Here is a 14,454-nt window from a genome sequence, read left to right as displayed (position 1 = left end):
TCAGGCGGTGCTGTCGAACACCGGCAGGTAGCCGCCGGACTGGCCGGCCGCCTTCGGGTGGTACGACTCCCCGACGTTGAGCAGGTTCAGGCTGTGCAGCCAGGGGCTGCCCGAGCAGAGCTCGTGGCCGGTGAACGGGGGCCGGACGTCGCCGAAGGCGAAGCCGTGGTTCGCGGCGCGCTTGGCGATCGCCGTGTCGAGGTAGTCGGCCGCGTCGTTGATCGCCTTCCGCTTGGTCTCGGAGAGGCCGACGCAGGTGGTGCCGAGCTTGTAGAAGCGGGGGTAGCCGAGCACGACCACGCGGGCGTTCGGTGCCTTGGAGCGGATCGCCGAGTACACGCTGTCGAGCTTGCCGGGCAACGTGGAGTCGACGTACGCCCTGGCGGTGTTGATCCGGGACAGACAGGAGCTGTCGGACTGCAGGACACAGGTCGTCATGACGTCGGCGAACCCGGCGTCGTTGCCGCCGACGGTGATCGAGACGAGGGCGGTGGAGGCGCTGAGCGGGGCGAGTTGACCGGCGAGAACATCACCCGTTCGAGCGCCGGAGCAGGCGGTGAAGTCGAAGGACGAGGGTGAGTTGGCGGCGGCCCAGAGGTAGGGATAGGCCTTCGTGCTGCGCTTGCAGTCGCCGCTCGCGGAGAGGTAGCTGCCCGCGCCGACCCCGGAGGAGTAGGAGTCGCCGAGGGCCACATAGCCGCCGGGGGCGGCGAGTTGGGACGCCTGCGCGGTGGCCGCTCCGGTGAGGGCGGTGCCGGCGGCGAGGAGGAGTGAGCTGACGTATACGGCAAGTCGGGAACGTCTCATGGAACCTCCCTTAGCAGGATCTCTGCCACAACTTTCGTAGCAACTACGCGGGTTGACGGGAAGTGTTCATGCCAAGACTTTCCAGCCGTTTACGGGATCGTCCCGGCGCGTTGACGGCGCGTTCGATTACGCGTCCATGACAAATATGTGACATGCCTTCAAGTCCCTTGATCTACACCCGTAGACCACTGATTCTTTACTCAGCCGTAGGGCGGAACGCGACGCTCCACGGCCGTGCCCGCGACGACGCGGGCACCCCCCACGGACGGCGCCCCACCCAGGCGCCGTCGCCTATGAGGAGGACTCCCTCGTAATGGCACAACTGCGTAGCAAGAAGCTCCGGATCGCCGCGATAACCAGCCTGGCGTCCGCCGCCCTCGTGGGCGGACTCACCGCCCTCCCCGCCCACGCCGCCCCCGCCGAGGGCACCGTCCTGGCCGCCGGCTCCCCCACGGCGATCAAGGACAGCTACATCGTCACGCTGAAGAAGAGCGTGGACTTCAAGGCCGCCTCGACCGAGGGCCGCAGCCTGATCAAGGAGTACGGCGGCTCGGTGAACAAGACGTTCGGCGCCGCGCTGAACGGCTACACCGCCACCCTCTCCGCGGCCGAGGCCCGCAGACTCGCGGCCGACCCGTCGGTGGCCACGGTCGAGCAGAACCAGAAGGTGCACGTCACCGACGTCACCCAGTCCAGCGCCCCCTGGGGTCTGGACCGCTCCGACCAGACCTCCCTGCCGCTCTCGGGCACCTACACCTACCCGGACAGCGCGGGCAGCGGCGTGACGGCGTACGTCATCGACACCGGCGTCCGCATCACGCACGCCCAGATCAGCGGCCGGGCCAGCTACGGCTACGACGCCGTCGACGGCGACACCACCGCCTCCGACGGCAACGGCCACGGCACCCACGTGGCCACCACCATCGCCGGCTCGACCTACGGCATCGCCAAGAAGGCCAAGATCGTGGCGGTCCGGGTGCTCGACAACGCCGGCTCCGGCACCACCGCGGGCGTCATCGCCGGCGTCAACTGGGTGACCCAGAACCACAGCGGTCCCTCGGTGGCCAACATGTCACTCGGCGGCGGCGCCTCCACCACCCTGGACAACGCGGTGGCGAACTCCATCGCCAGCGGCGTGACCTACGCGGTCGCGGCCGGCAACAGCAACACCACCGCCTCCTCGTCCTCCCCGGCCCGCGTCGCCTCGGCGATCACGGTCGGCGCCACCACCAGCACCGACGCCCGCGCCAGTTACTCCAACTACGGCTCGGCGCTGGACATCTTCGCCCCCGGCTCCTCCATCACGGCCGGCTGGTACACCAGCGACACCGCGACGAACACCATCTCCGGTACGTCGATGGCGACACCGCACGTGGCGGGCGCGGCCGCGGTCTACCTGGCGAACCACACCTCGGCCACCCCGGCCCAGGTCGCCACGGCCCTGATCAACGGCTCCACCACCGGCAAGGTCACCAGCCCGGGCACCAGCTCCCCGAACAGGCTGCTGAAGATCGTCCCGTAACGGAACAACACGCGTTCCCCGCGCCCCACCTCAGGGGCGCGGGGCCCCTTACATGTGCGGCTCCGCCGCGTGGGCGCGACCAGCCACATCGGACCCGCAGCCGAACAAGTACCTCTCAGCACCCCGGTCTTGACTGGCCCCCGCGGCCTGCGCGACATTGAAGCCCGGCATCCGGCGCGTCGGGGGGCAAAGTCGCCAATGCAGACCATACGCATCAAGACATCTTCAACAGCGCGGACGAACGGCACCGAACGGGCACGGCCAGGACCGGGGAGGGACCTGGCAGCGCTGCTCGCGGGGGCCGCGACGGCCATAGGGGGATGCGGCGCACTGCTCGCGCTCGCCGACTCGGACTCACCCCTGCGCGCCCCGCTCACCCTGTTCTTCCTGCTCGCGGCGCCCGCCGCCGCCATCGCCGCCGCGCTGCGGGGGCTGGATCCGTTCGGCCGGCTGCTCACCGCGGTTGCGGGTTCGGTCGTCCTGAACATGCTGGTGGCCCAGGGCATGCTGGCCACGCACCGCTGGTCGGTGAGCGGCGGGATCGTGGCCGTGACCGCGCTCAGCGCCCTCATCCTTCTGCCGGCCTCGGTACGGCGCCTGCGGAGCCGTACCGCGAGAAGACAGGGCGACTGACGTGGACCTCAGCGTGTACCGGCCCGGCGAGCTGAGCGCGGCCGACCGGGCGGCCTGGACGGCGATGCAGTCCAAGGCCCATCTGCACGGTTCGCCCGAGCTGGCGAACCCTTTCCTCTCCCCCGAGTTCGCGCTCGCGGTGGGGCGGTGCAGACGCGGCGTACGGATCGCCGTCGTCCGGGAGGGCGGCGAACCGGCCGCGTTCCTGCCGTACCAGAGAAGCGCCGCCGGCGTCGGCCGGGCGATCGGTCTCGGCGTCTCGGACGCCCAGGGCCTGGTGCACCGGCCCGGATTCGCCTTCGAGGCCCGGGAGCTGCTGCGGGCCTGTGGACTGGCGGTCTTCGAGTTCGATCATCTCATCGAGGGACAGCGGCCGTTCGAGGCGGAGGCCTCCGGCACCTTCCCGTCCCCGGTCATGGACGTCGACCAGGGCTACGAGGTCTATCTGGCCCAGCTGCGTGAGCGCTCGCCCAAGTTCACCCGCACCACGCTGGCCAAGGAGCGCAAGCTCGGCCGGGACGCGGGCGAGGTGCGCTACGTGCACGACGAGCGGGACCCGGCCGCCCTGCGCGCCCTGATGAACTGGAAGTCCGCGCAGTACCGCAGGACCGGGCGCAGCGACCGTTTCGCGCACGACTGGATCACCCGGCTCGTGCAGCAGCTGTTCCACACCCGCTCCGAGCCGTTCGCCGGGATCCTGTCCGTGCTGTACGCGGGCGACAAGCCGATCGCCGCGCACTTCGGGCTGCGCACCGAGCGGGTGCTCGCGTGCTGGTTCCCGGCGTACGACACGGCGTACTCGAAGTACTCCCCCGGCCTGGTGCTGCATCTGCGGATGGCCGAGGCGGCCGCCGCCGACGGCATCGCCTATCTGGATCTCGGCCGGGGCCAGAAGGAATACAAGGACTCCCTGAAGACACGCGAGCTGAACGTGTCCGAGGGGTGGGTGACCCGCCGTCACCCGGTGGCGGTCGGGCATCGGGCCCGTCGGGCCCCGGTCCGGGCACTGCGCAACGTGGTGGTGTCCCGGCCGGAACTGTTCGAACCCGCCGACAAACTGCTCAAAAGGGTCGGAAAGATCCGCTCGGGCCGTACGTAAGTCGATCGGTAACGGTCAAACCATCAAAAACGTGAGGCCTAGTTCCAGGTCTTGCCATACAGGCTCAATCGTCAATACCGTCGTACATCTCACCCGCATCGGCCCCATCAGCCAGCGGCTCCAGGGGAGGGCTCAGGGACCGCGATGGATCCCGGCGCGGGGCGCGGTAGGGGGGTGCCGTGCTCGGTGACCGCAACTGTGACCGAGTCGTGCCGCGCGGTCGGCCGCCACTGTGCGGGGCCGGCCAGCTTTGCCAGCTCACTCGGCAGGTACGGAGTTCCGTGCCGTCGTGCCGTGTGTGAAAACCCCCCTTTCGAACCGGACAAAGAGCGGGCCGCCCAGGGGCGGGCGGTCCACCGGACGAGAGGGACCAGACTCATGAGTTCTGTTCTGCGCCCGGCCAGTACGGGCCAGGAAACGTTCATATCCGCCAACTACCGACCGATCTCCTCCCACTTGGCGATCACACCGCCGGTGAGCGTGGTGATCCCCGCCATGAACGAGGCGGAGAACCTTCCGTACGTCTTCAAGACGCTGCCGGACTGGATCCACGAAGTGGTCCTGGTCGACGGCAACTCCAGCGACGACACCGTCGAGGTGGCGCGCTCGCTGTGGCCGGACGTCAAGGTCGTGCCGCAGCGCGGCAAGGGCAAGGGGGATGCCCTGATCACCGGCTTCCAGGCGTGCAGCGGCGACATCATCGTGATGGTCGACGCGGACGGCTCGGCCGACGGCAACGAGATCGTCAGTTACGTCTCCGCCCTGGTCTCGGGCGCGGACTTCGCCAAGGGCTCCCGCTTCGCCAACGGCGGCGGCACCGACGACATGACCTTCATCCGCAAGCTGGGCAACTGGGCCCTGTGCACGGTCGTCAACCGCAAGTTCGGCGCCCGCTACACGGACCTGTGCTACGGCTACAACGCGTTCTGGCGGCACTGCCTGGACAAGATCGACCTGGACTGCACCGGCTTCGAGGTCGAGACCCTGATGAACATCCGGGTGGTCAAGGCGGGGCTCAAGGTGCAGGAGATACCGAGCCACGAGTACCTCCGCATCCACGGCACCAGCAATCTGCGGGCCGTGCGGGACGGGCTCCGGGTGCTCCGGGTGATCCTCAAGGAGCGCTCCAACCGGCGGGCCCTGCGCCGCCGTACACAGCCCTCCCCGATGCTCGACACGGTCCGGGGAGAGGTGTCTTGAGCGGTCCCGACATCTCCGTCGTGATCTGCGTCTACACCGAGGACCGCTGGGAGGACATCCTCGCGGCGGTCGCCTCGGTACGGGCGCAGTCACGGCCGGCCCTGGAGACGCTGCTGGTCGTCGACCACAACGCGGCGCTCCTGGACCGGCTCGCCAAGGAGTTCAAGGAGTACACGGCAGCCGGGGACGTGCGGGTGCTCGCCAACGCGGGCCCCCGTGGCCTGTCCGCCGGCCGCAACACCGGGATCGCCGCCGCGCGCGGCGACGTGATCGCCTTCCTGGACGACGACGCCGTCGCCGAACGGGACTGGCTCCGGCACTTCGCCGAGGGCTACGCCGATCCGCGGGTCATGGCCGTCGGCGGCCGTACCGAGCCCGTCTGGGCCTCGGGGCGCCGGCCGGCCTGGTTCCCGGAGGAGTTCGACTGGATCGTGGGCTGCACGTACAAGGGCCTGCCCACCGGGCTGGTGAGGGTCCGCAACGTGCTCGGCGGCAACGCCTCCTTCCGTCGTACGGCCTTCGACGCGGCGGGCGGCTTCGCCACCGGCATCGGACGCGACGGCGACAAGCGTCCGCTGGGCTGCGAGGAGACGGAGCTGTGCATCCGGCTCACCCGGGCCAGACCGGACGCGATCCTGCTGATCGACGACCGTGCGGTCATCCATCACCGGGTGCCCGAGGCGCGCGAGCACTTCGGGTACTTCCGCACGCGCGCCTACGCCGAGGGCCTGTCGAAGGCCCTGGTGGCCCGAAGTGTCGGGACGGACAAGGGCCTTGAGTCCGAGCGCCGGTACGCGACCCGGGTGCTGCCCGCCGGGGTGGCGCGCGGGCTGCGGGACGCCCTGCTGGCCCGGCCCGGCGGCGCCGGACGGGCGGGGGCGATCGTCGCCGGGGTGCTGACGGCGGCCGGTGGGTACGTCATGGGGAGCGTCCGGGCGCGCCGCGCCGGAACGGTCTTCACGGTCGCCGAGATCGAGGGGGGCCGCAGATGACCGACACACCCGTGCCGATCCTCATGTACCACTCGGTGGCGACCGACCCGAACGAGGCGACCCGGGAGCTGTCGGTGACCCCGGACGCCTTCGCGGAACAGATGGCGGCCCTCGGGGAGTCGGGTCTGACCCCGCTCACCACCGCCGATCTCGCCGCCCGTTGGCGCCACGGCCGCGCACTGCCCGGACGGCCCGTCCTGATCACCTTCGACGACGGCTACGAGGGCGTGCACCGGCACGCCCTGCCCGTGCTCGCCAAGCACGGCTTCGCCGCCACCCTGTTCGTCTCGACGGGCTGGATCCGGGGCGCCCACGACACCGGCGGCGGCCTCGACACCATGCTGGACTGGGACCAGGTCCGCGACCTGGCCGCGGCCGGCGTCGAGATCGGCGGGCACAGCCACAGCCACCCGCAGCTCGACCAGCTCGACGACGCCTCCTTGCGCCACGAGCTGATCCACTGCAAGGAGATCGTCACCGACGAACTCGGCACCGTCCCGGCCTCGTTCGCCTACCCCTACGGCTACTCCAGCCGCCGGGTGCGGCAGGCTGTGCGCGAGACGGGGTACGCCCAGGCGCTCGCCGTCGGCAACGGCCTCGCCCGGCGCCGGCAGGGGCCGTACGCCCTGCGTCGCGTCACCGTGCGCCGCGCCACGGACGCGGAGGAGTTCGCGCGGCTCGTCGAAGGCCGTGCGCTCACCCGGAACTTCGCCAGGGACCGCGCCCTCACCAAGGGGTACGCAGTGGTCCGCAGAGCACGACAGGTCCGCCGGAAGGCCATCCGTTCCCGTGTCTGACACGACGACCACGACCGAGGCCGAGTCGACCGCGCCCAAGGCGCCCGAGCAGTCGGGGCGCCGCTTGAGGCTGCCCGGCCTCGGCCGGTCCGGCGGGGGCAGCCAGCTGTTCCGCAACGCCTACGCCCTGATGCTGAACACCGGCATCTCGGCGGTGCTCGGCCTCGGTTTCTGGCTCGCCGCCGCCCGCTACTACTCCGAGTCGGCGGTCGGCCAGGGCTCCGCCGCGATCGCCGCCATGAAGTTCCTGGCGGGTCTGACCGCGGTGACGCTCACCGGTGCGCTGGCCCGCTTCATCCCGGTCGCGGGGCGTGCCACGGGCCGGTTCATCCTCCGTACGTACGTGGGCAGTTCGGCGATCGTGGCGCTGGCCGCGGCGGTGTTCCTGCTGACCCTGGACATGTGGGGGCCGTCGTACCGCTTCCTGCACGGGCCGGTGCCGGCGCTGGGCTTCGTGGTGGCCGTCGTCGCCTGGAACCTGCTCACCCTCCAGGACGGGGTGCTCACCGGGCTGCGCAGCGCGCTGTGGGTGCCGGTCGGCAACACGGTGTTCTCGGCCGTCAAGCTGGGGCTGCTGGTCGCGTTCGCGGTGGCGATCCCGACGACCGGTGTGTTCGTCTCCTGGGTCGCGGCGATCGCGTTCTCCGTGCTGCCGCTGGGCTGGCTGGTCTTCCGGCGGCTGGCGCCCCGGCACGTGGAGGCGACCGACGAGCACGCCCGTCCGCCGACGCTGAGGGAGATCGGACGGTTCCTGGCGGGCGACTACACCGGCTCGCTGTTCTCCCTGGCCGCGGTCTACCTGATCCCCGTGATCATCGCCTCGCAGGTGAGCGCCGCGGACAACGCGTACTTCTACATCACCACCACGATCGGCGGCACGGTCAACCTGCTCGCCATCAACATGGGTGCCTCGCTGACCGTCGAGGGCTCGCACGACCCCCGGCGGCTGGCCGCCAACACCCGGGCCGCGCTCAGGAGGATGGCCCGGATCATGCTGCCGGTGGCCGGTGTGCTGTTCTTCGGGGCGCCCTGGATCCTCGGTGTCTTCGGCGCGGGCTACGCGGACGCGGCCACCCCGCTGCTGCGCTGGTTCGCGGTCGGCGCGGTCCTCAGGGTCGTCATGGAGACGTACTTCGCGGTGCTGCGCGCCCAGAGCCGTACGGCCGGACTCGCCTGGCTCCAGGGCCTGTTGTGCGTGCTGGTGCTCGGCCTCACGCTGCTGCTGCTCCCCCGGATGGGCCTGACCGGCGCGGGCGTCGCCGAGATCTCCGCGCTCGCGGTGATCGTCGCCATCGCCGCGCCCAAGCTGTACAGGACCGTGCGGAGCGTCTCGGACCCCGGGCCGCCCGAGGACGCGGCACCCGACGGGGACCTCGCCGACCTGGGGGCGCGCGAGACGCCGGCCCCGGCGCCGAAGCGGCCCGCCTGGGCGCTCGACCAGGACACCCTGGCCCTCGGCATCCACGTCGACTTCGACCACCTGGAACGCCGGCCCGACGTCCGCCCGGGGCCCGGCACCCCGCCCACCGGTACGGCGATCCCGCCCGAGCTCTCCAGGCACCGGCCGACCTGGGCGCTGAAGCCGGAGCTGGGGCTGGGGCTGCCGGTGGAGAGGCGCGAACCGGGATCGGAGGCGTCGCTGGGCCCGGCGGAGACCGAGGTGGACGCGCCGTTCGAGGCGGACTCACCGTTCGAGGCCGCCGTGGACGCCGACGAGGACGAGGACGAGGACGTCGTACGGGAGGAGCCGGACGCGGAGGAGGCCGCCGTACGGGACGAGCCGCCCGTGTCCGAGGAGCCGCCGCCCTCGGGGCCCGCCCGGCTGCTGCCCACCCGGCTCGGGGTGATCCTGGGCTGTCTGCTGACCGCCGCGCTCCTGCTCTACTGGATCCCGGCGCTGCGCCTCGGTGACGCCGATCTGGACGCGATGGGCGGGCTCGGGCTGATCTCGGTCCTGCCGGCCACGACGCTCCTGGGCGCCGCGCTGCTGGTGGTGGTCTTCGCCTCGCTGCTGTGGCTGGGCCGCGAGCACCGGGCGCTGCTGATGGTGACGCTGCTGGCGACGGTGGTCTCGCTGCACGCGCTGCCGGCCGTGATCGAGACGGAACCGCGGTTCGCGACGGCCTGGCAGCACCTCGGGTTCCTCGACTACATCGACCGGACCGGGTCGGCCGTGCCCGACCTGGACGCGCGCTGGAGCTGGCCGGGGTTCTTCGCGGTGGCCGCGTTCGTCCTCAGGGCCTGCGGGGTCTCGGACTTCACCGAGGTCATCCGCTGGTGGCCGACCGCCATCCAACTCCTCTATCTGGCACCGATGTTCCTGCTGGTCCGGCACATGCGGGCGAGCTGGCGGGCCAAGTGGACCGGCATCTGGGTCTTCGTGCTCAGCGGCTGGGTCGGCCAGGACTACTTCTCCCCGCAGGGCTTCACCTATCTGCTGTACCTGGTCTTCGTGGCGATCCTGCTCGTCTGGTTCCGGGCACCCGGCGTGATCTGGACCAGGCGGCGACCGGGCGAGATCGAGGTCGAGCCGACCGACCGCCGCCAACGAGCCGTCCTGCTGGCCGTGGTGATCGGCCTGTTCGCGGCGAGCGTGCCGGCGCACCAGCTGACTCCGTTCGTGATGCTGGGCGTCCTGACGGTGCTCGTCCTGATCGGCCGCAGCGAACTGCGCGGCCTGCCCATCCTGTTCGGTGTCCTGGTGGCCGTCTGGATCGGCTTCATGGCCGAGCCGTACTGGTCGGGACACTTCGACGAGCTGTTCGGCGGGGTCGGCGGGGTCGGCGGCAACGTGTCCTCGTCCGTGTCGGGCCGTATCGAGGGCGGCAGTTCGACGCACAAGCTGGTGCTGTACGTGCGGGTGCTGCTGGCCGGCGGTGTGATGGCCTTCGCCTGCTGGGGCTGGTGGCGCCGCCGCTGGCACCGCTACCGCGAACGCTCCCTGCTGGTCCTGACCTTCGTCCCGTTCCTGGGCTTCGGCATGCAGTCCTACGGCGGTGAGATGGCGCTGCGGGTCTTCATGTTCGCCCTGCCGGGCGCGGCCCTGCTCGCCGCCCTCGCCCTGTTCCCGCGCACCGGCGTCACCACGGAGGAACGCGACAAGGACCGGGTGAGCCTGGCACCGCTGGCCGCCCTGATGGCGGGCCTGGTGCTCATGGGCGGCTTCCTGGTGGCCCGGTGGGGCAACGAGCCGTTCGAGCGGATCCGGCCCGGCGAGGTCGCGGCCATGGACTACGTCTACGCGCACGACGATCCGACGGTACGGCTGCTGTGGATGACCGACGACACGGTGAACAACGTGACGCCGGCGATGCCGTGGGGCGCGCAGGACATGGAGAAGGTCCAGTACCTGCCGACGCTCGCGCCGGCCGACCCGGTGCTGGTGTCGGGCCTGGTGAAGGCGCTCAAGGACGCGGGCCCGAACTCGTATCTGATGATCAACCGCAGCCAGGTCGTCTCCCTGCAGATGGACGCGGGCTACTCCAGGACCTGGGAACCCCGGCTGGTCCAGAACCTCGACGCCCGCAAGGAGCTGAAGAAGGTCTTCGTCAACGAGGACGTGACGATGTACGCGCTCGGCCGGCAGCCCGAGGGCAAGGTCCCGGCCGCCGACCCGGGCCCGATCGGGCCGCAGATCACCTGGACGCCCTGGTCGGTCGTCGGCGCCCTGGCCGCGCTCGCGCTGATCGTGCTGCTGACGGCGCGGGAGGTCGTGCGGGTCGCGGTGCGGCCGAGCGTGCGGCAGCTGCGCTGGCTCCAGAGCAGCTTCTGGTTCTCGCTTCCGCTGCTGGCGGTGCTGTTCGCCTCGCTGGTGCAGCGGTTCCTGACGATGAAGTGAGGAACGTGGGAAACAGGTGGCTCAGCGGGTGAGCCACCTGACCTCGTAGGCCTGCATGTCGAAGCGCCTGCCGTCGACCTGGGCGCTGATCCGCCGGTCCAGAGTGTTCACGACCAGGACCGTCCTGTCGCTGGCCAGGACCCGGACGCCTGGCACATCGTCCTTCGCCACGGACACCGTCCGGTGGGCGGTGCCGGGCGGGAAGGCCTCGGCGAAGCGGGAGACCAGGTCGTACATGGGCAGTTCGGCGCCGCCGGTGGCCTTGTCGGTCGTGGTCCACAGGCAGCCCGCGCAGGAGCCGCCCTTCTCCTTCTCCGGGTTCCAGTAGAAGCCGGAGGTGGCGCCGCCCCTGACCATGGCGATCATGCCGGTGGCCTGGACGGCGGTACGGCGGGCCTCGGACCAGCCGTCGCGGTCGTCGTCGCCGTCGGCGGGCTCGACGTAGTACTCGGCCCACCACAGCGGCAGTTCGCCGGTCCGCTGCCGCACCCACCGGCTCACCGCCGTGAACTTGTCGGTGGCCGCGAACTCGTCCGGCAGCAGTTCGTCGTCCTTGGTGTAGCTGGAACCGTCCACGACCACGAAGTCGGCGCCGGCCTTGTTCCTGTTCCAGTAGGAGAAGGCGTCCAGGACGCGCTGGTCCATGGCGCCCCACGCGCCCCTGAAAGTGGCGGAGGCGTCCGGGGAGCGGGGGTCGACGCTGTCCATCACGAGGTAGGGCCCGCCGACCATGATGTCGGGGTCGACCTTCTTCAACGCCCGATACACCAGGTTGTAGAGCTTGGTGTACCCCTCGTAGTCCCAGCGGGCCTCGGCGTCGTTCCAGAAGCCCTTGAACTCGTTCCAGACGATGAAGTGGCGTACGTCCGGGTAGCGCTTGGCGACGGTGGCGGCCAGGTCGGCGAAGTCCTGGTAGTGCCCGGGCGTCGGCGCGGTCTCCAGGGCGGCCTGGCTCCAGTCGGTGCTGTCGACGCCCGGCCTGCCGCCCTTCATCCAGTCCGGGGAGCAGCACAGGGTGATGACCGGGGTGGAACCGGAGGCACGCATGAAGTCGACGCGGCGGTCCAGCGCCTCGAAGTCGTAACGGCCCTTCACCGGCTCGGGGTTGTCGGCCCCCCAGCCCATGATGTGCTGGTTCTGTGCCAGCCCCCCGGCGTCCGACAGCCGTCCCTCGACACGTCGTACGGCGGCCGCGCTGCCCTCGTCGGCGCTGAACTGGGTGTGTGTGAAACCCCAGCCCACGTCCGGTGCCGTCGACTTCCCGGGCGTCGCGGGCGTGCCGTGCACCTTGTCGCCGTCGGGCGAGGTGCCCGCCGTACCGCCGCCCCCGGGCAGCGTGTTGAGCAGGGTCACCACCAGGGCCAGAGCGGCCAGGCCCACACCGAGCAACGCGGTGAGCCGCCACCGCCGTGCCCCCGAATTCCACCCATGACGTCCCATCGAGGACAACGGTATCCGGGAGGCCCCCCGCGGGGCAGAGGTCGTCGGCGCACAGCTCTGTAACAGGACGGAGGGGATACACCGGGTGGTGGGGATCCTGGTCGACACGGGCCGCGCGCCGCGGAAACCGGGTGCGGGCGGGGCCCTCGTGACGGATCATGGCGGTCATGTCTGCCAACCCTCACGAGGCTCCGCCGATCCGGTCTGCCCACCCTCACGAGGCTCTGCCGATCCGGCTCAACGTCGATGACAGCGACTCACCGTCCGACGTCGTCGACGCGCTGTTCCTCGGCCGCTTCGCGACGGGCGAGCAGCCGTACTCGCACGCGGCCAACGTCGACCGGGTTCGCTCCGGCGCGACCCTGCTGCCGCCGGACTCCCGGGTGCTGCGCGTGGCCCGGGACGGCGACCGCAGCGCGACCCTGGCCGAGGGCGAGGGCTGGACCCTGCTGGTCTCCCGCTGGAACCGGGGCGCCGACGTCACCGTCACCGCGACCAGCGCCGAGCTGGCCCGGAAGATCCTCGACCAGGCCACCGAGGGCGCCGCGGACGAGCCCGAACCGCAGCCGGAGAACGTGACCATGGGCTTCTGGTACGTCTCCCCCAGGCGCGGCCCGCACCGCACCACCCGGCAGATCTCCGCCGGTACCTGGGACGAGGTGCGGGGGAACTACACGGCACCCGTCGCGGACGCGATGGACCGCCTGATGAGGACGACACCGGAGGACATCGCCGGCCGGCTGCTCCTGCTGCACGGCCCGCCCGGCACCGGCAAGACCTCGGCGCTCAGGACGCTCGCCCGCTCCTGGCGGGAGTGGTGCCAGGTGGACTGCGTCCTGGACCCGGAGCGGCTGTTCAACGACGTCGGCTACCTCATGGACATCGCGATCGGCGAGGAGGACGGCGCCGGCCAGGACCGCTGGCGGCTGCTGCTCCTGGAGGACTGTGACGAACTGATCCGCGGCGAGGCCAAGCACACGGCGGGGCAGGCCCTGTCGCGGCTGCTGAACCTGACCGACGGCCTGCTGGGCCAGGGCCGCAACGTCCTGGTCGGCGTGACGACCAACGAGGACCTGGAGCGCCTGCACCCCGCCGTCGTCCGCCCCGGCCGCTGCCTGGCCCGTATCGAGGTGGGTCCCCTGACCCGCGGGGAGGCGGTGACCTGGCTGGGCACGGAGGAGGGCGTCGGCCGCGAGGGCGCCACCCTGGCCGAGCTGTACGCACTGCGCCGGGGCACCTCTCCGACGGCACTGCCGGAGCCGCGGACGGGGGCGGACGCGGGGCTGTACCTGTGATGCGCTGTACCTGTGATGCTTTGATGGAGGTATGACCCTGTTCGTCGGTACGTCGGGGTGGCAGTACAAGGACTGGCGCGGCGCCTTCTACCCGGAGGGGTGCCCCACCCGGTTGTGGCTGGAGGAGTACGCGACGCGCTTCCGGACGGTCGAGATCAACAACGCGTTCTACCGTCTGCCGTCCCGGGAGACCTTCGAGGCGTGGCGGGAGCGGGTTCCGCCGGACTTCGTCGTCGCGGTCAAGGCCAGCCGCTTCCTGACCCACATCAAGCGGCTGCGCGACCCCGAGGAACCGGTGCACCGCCTGATGACCCACGCGGAGGGCCTCGGGGACCGCCTGGGCCCGGTCCTGCTCCAGCTGCCTCCCACCCTGCGCGCCGACCCCGGTCTCCTGGACGCCTGCCTGGCCCGCTTCCCGTCCGGCACCAGGGTCACGGTCGAGCCCCGCCACGACAGCTGGTGGACACCCGAGGTCCGCGAGGTCCTTCAGTCCCGCGGCGCCGCCCTGTGCTGGGCCGACGCCCACTCCCGCCCCGCGACACCTCTGTGGCGCACCACCGACTGGGGTTACGTCCGCTTCCACGTCGGCCGCGCCAGGGCCTGGCCGCACTACGGCCGGCAGTCCCTGCGCACCTGGGCGAAGCGGCTCGCCGACACCTGGTCCGACGACGAGACCGTGTACGCGTACTTCAACAACGACCCGAACGCGGCGGCGGTGCAGGACGCGGCGGTGTTCGCGAGGGCGGCGGACAGGGCGGGCCTGAGCCCGACGCGCACACCGTGAGACTTCGGCCCCGCCGCTTCCAGCACCCCTGTCTCCGGCGCCCTTTC

11 protein-coding genes are annotated in these 14,454 nt (G+C 71.1%); 9 read left to right on the top strand and 2 right to left on the bottom strand.

Annotated elements, in window-relative coordinates:
* Entirely contained in the window at window positions 1-807 is an 807-nt protein-coding gene (locus tag K4B79_RS26915) for an SGNH/GDSL hydrolase family protein (protein WP_232029513.1), read from the bottom strand.
* Window positions 808-1,120: 313 nt separating this feature from the next.
* On the opposite strand from K4B79_RS26915, the gene K4B79_RS26910 reads away from it, so the two are divergent.
* From K4B79_RS26910 to K4B79_RS26880, 7 genes are all read left to right on the top strand, one after another.
* Window positions 1,121-2,329, top strand: coding sequence for a S8 family peptidase (locus K4B79_RS26910; protein WP_232029512.1), 1,209 nt, complete (start codon window positions 1,121-1,123; stop codon window positions 2,327-2,329).
* A gap of 198 nt (window positions 2,330-2,527) precedes the next feature.
* Window positions 2,528-2,962: a hypothetical protein gene (locus K4B79_RS26905; RefSeq protein WP_232029511.1), complete on the top strand. Its 435-nt coding sequence runs from the start codon at window positions 2,528-2,530 to the stop codon at window positions 2,960-2,962.
* Between the two features lies 1 nt (window position 2,963).
* Window positions 2,964-4,061, top strand: a complete 1,098-nt coding sequence (locus K4B79_RS26900) for a GNAT family N-acetyltransferase (RefSeq protein WP_232029510.1) — start codon at window positions 2,964-2,966, stop codon at window positions 4,059-4,061.
* A 378-nt stretch (window positions 4,062-4,439) separates the two neighbouring features.
* Window positions 4,440-5,261, top strand: coding sequence for a glycosyltransferase family 2 protein (locus K4B79_RS26895; RefSeq protein WP_232029509.1), 822 nt, complete (start codon window positions 4,440-4,442; stop codon window positions 5,259-5,261).
* Window positions 5,258-6,253, top strand: a complete 996-nt coding sequence (locus tag K4B79_RS26890) for a glycosyltransferase family 2 protein (RefSeq protein WP_232029508.1) — start codon at window positions 5,258-5,260, stop codon at window positions 6,251-6,253. The genes K4B79_RS26895 and K4B79_RS26890 overlap by 4 nt, the downstream gene beginning before the upstream one ends.
* Window positions 6,250-7,050 carry a polysaccharide deacetylase family protein gene (locus K4B79_RS26885; protein ID WP_232029507.1) on the top strand — a complete coding sequence of 267 codons (801 nt, stop codon included), beginning with the start codon at window positions 6,250-6,252 and terminating at the stop codon, window positions 7,048-7,050. Before K4B79_RS26890 ends, K4B79_RS26885 begins: the two co-directional genes overlap by 4 nt.
* On the top strand, window positions 7,043-10,888 hold the full coding sequence (locus K4B79_RS26880; protein ID WP_232029506.1) for a lipopolysaccharide biosynthesis protein: 3,846 nt from the start codon (window positions 7,043-7,045) through the stop codon (window positions 10,886-10,888). The genes K4B79_RS26885 and K4B79_RS26880 overlap by 8 nt, the downstream gene beginning before the upstream one ends.
* Window positions 10,889-10,909: 21 nt before the next feature.
* Here K4B79_RS26880 and K4B79_RS26875 read toward each other — a convergent pair whose 3' ends face one another.
* Window positions 10,910-12,328, bottom strand: coding sequence for a GH39 family glycosyl hydrolase (locus tag K4B79_RS26875; protein WP_232029505.1), 1,419 nt, complete (start codon window positions 12,326-12,328; stop codon window positions 10,910-10,912).
* Between the two features lie 167 nt (window positions 12,329-12,495).
* On the opposite strand from K4B79_RS26875, the gene K4B79_RS26870 reads away from it, so the two are divergent.
* A complete protein-coding gene (locus K4B79_RS26870; protein WP_232029504.1) occupies window positions 12,496-13,623 on the top strand; it encodes a DUF5925 domain-containing protein in 1,128 nt (375 codons plus the stop codon).
* A gap of 31 nt (window positions 13,624-13,654) precedes the next feature.
* Entirely contained in the window at window positions 13,655-14,407 is a 753-nt protein-coding gene (locus tag K4B79_RS26865; protein WP_232029503.1) for a DUF72 domain-containing protein, read from the top strand.
* Window positions 14,408-14,454 lie beyond the last annotated feature (47 nt).

Origin of the sequence: Streptomyces lincolnensis (assembly GCF_021173675.1) — a bacterium.
GTDB lineage: Bacteria > Actinomycetota > Actinomycetes > Streptomycetales > Streptomycetaceae > Streptomyces > Streptomyces lincolnensis_B.
The sequence above is the reverse complement of the archived record's forward strand: the minus strand, read 5'-3'. Positions and strand labels throughout refer to the sequence as shown.

Excerpts from the sequence above, each read along its gene's own strand:
- K4B79_RS26915 (WP_232029513.1), bottom strand. The coding sequence starts at position 807 with ATGAGACGTTCCCGACTTGCCGTATACGTCAGCTCACTCCTCCTCGCC.
- K4B79_RS26910 (WP_232029512.1), top strand. The coding sequence starts at position 1,121 with ATGGCACAACTGCGTAGCAAGAAGCTCCGGATCGCCGCGATAACCAGC.
- K4B79_RS26905 (WP_232029511.1), top strand. The coding sequence starts at position 2,528 with ATGCAGACCATACGCATCAAGACATCTTCAACAGCGCGGACGAACGGC.
- K4B79_RS26895 (WP_232029509.1), top strand. The coding sequence starts at position 4,440 with ATGAGTTCTGTTCTGCGCCCGGCCAGTACGGGCCAGGAAACGTTCATA.
- K4B79_RS26885 (WP_232029507.1), top strand. The coding sequence starts at position 6,250 with ATGACCGACACACCCGTGCCGATCCTCATGTACCACTCGGTGGCGACC.
- K4B79_RS26875 (WP_232029505.1), bottom strand. The coding sequence starts at position 12,328 with ATGGGACGTCATGGGTGGAATTCGGGGGCACGGCGGTGGCGGCTCACC.
- K4B79_RS26870 (WP_232029504.1), top strand. The coding sequence starts at position 12,496 with ATGTCTGCCAACCCTCACGAGGCTCCGCCGATCCGGTCTGCCCACCCT.
- K4B79_RS26865 (WP_232029503.1), top strand. The coding sequence starts at position 13,655 with ATGACCCTGTTCGTCGGTACGTCGGGGTGGCAGTACAAGGACTGGCGC.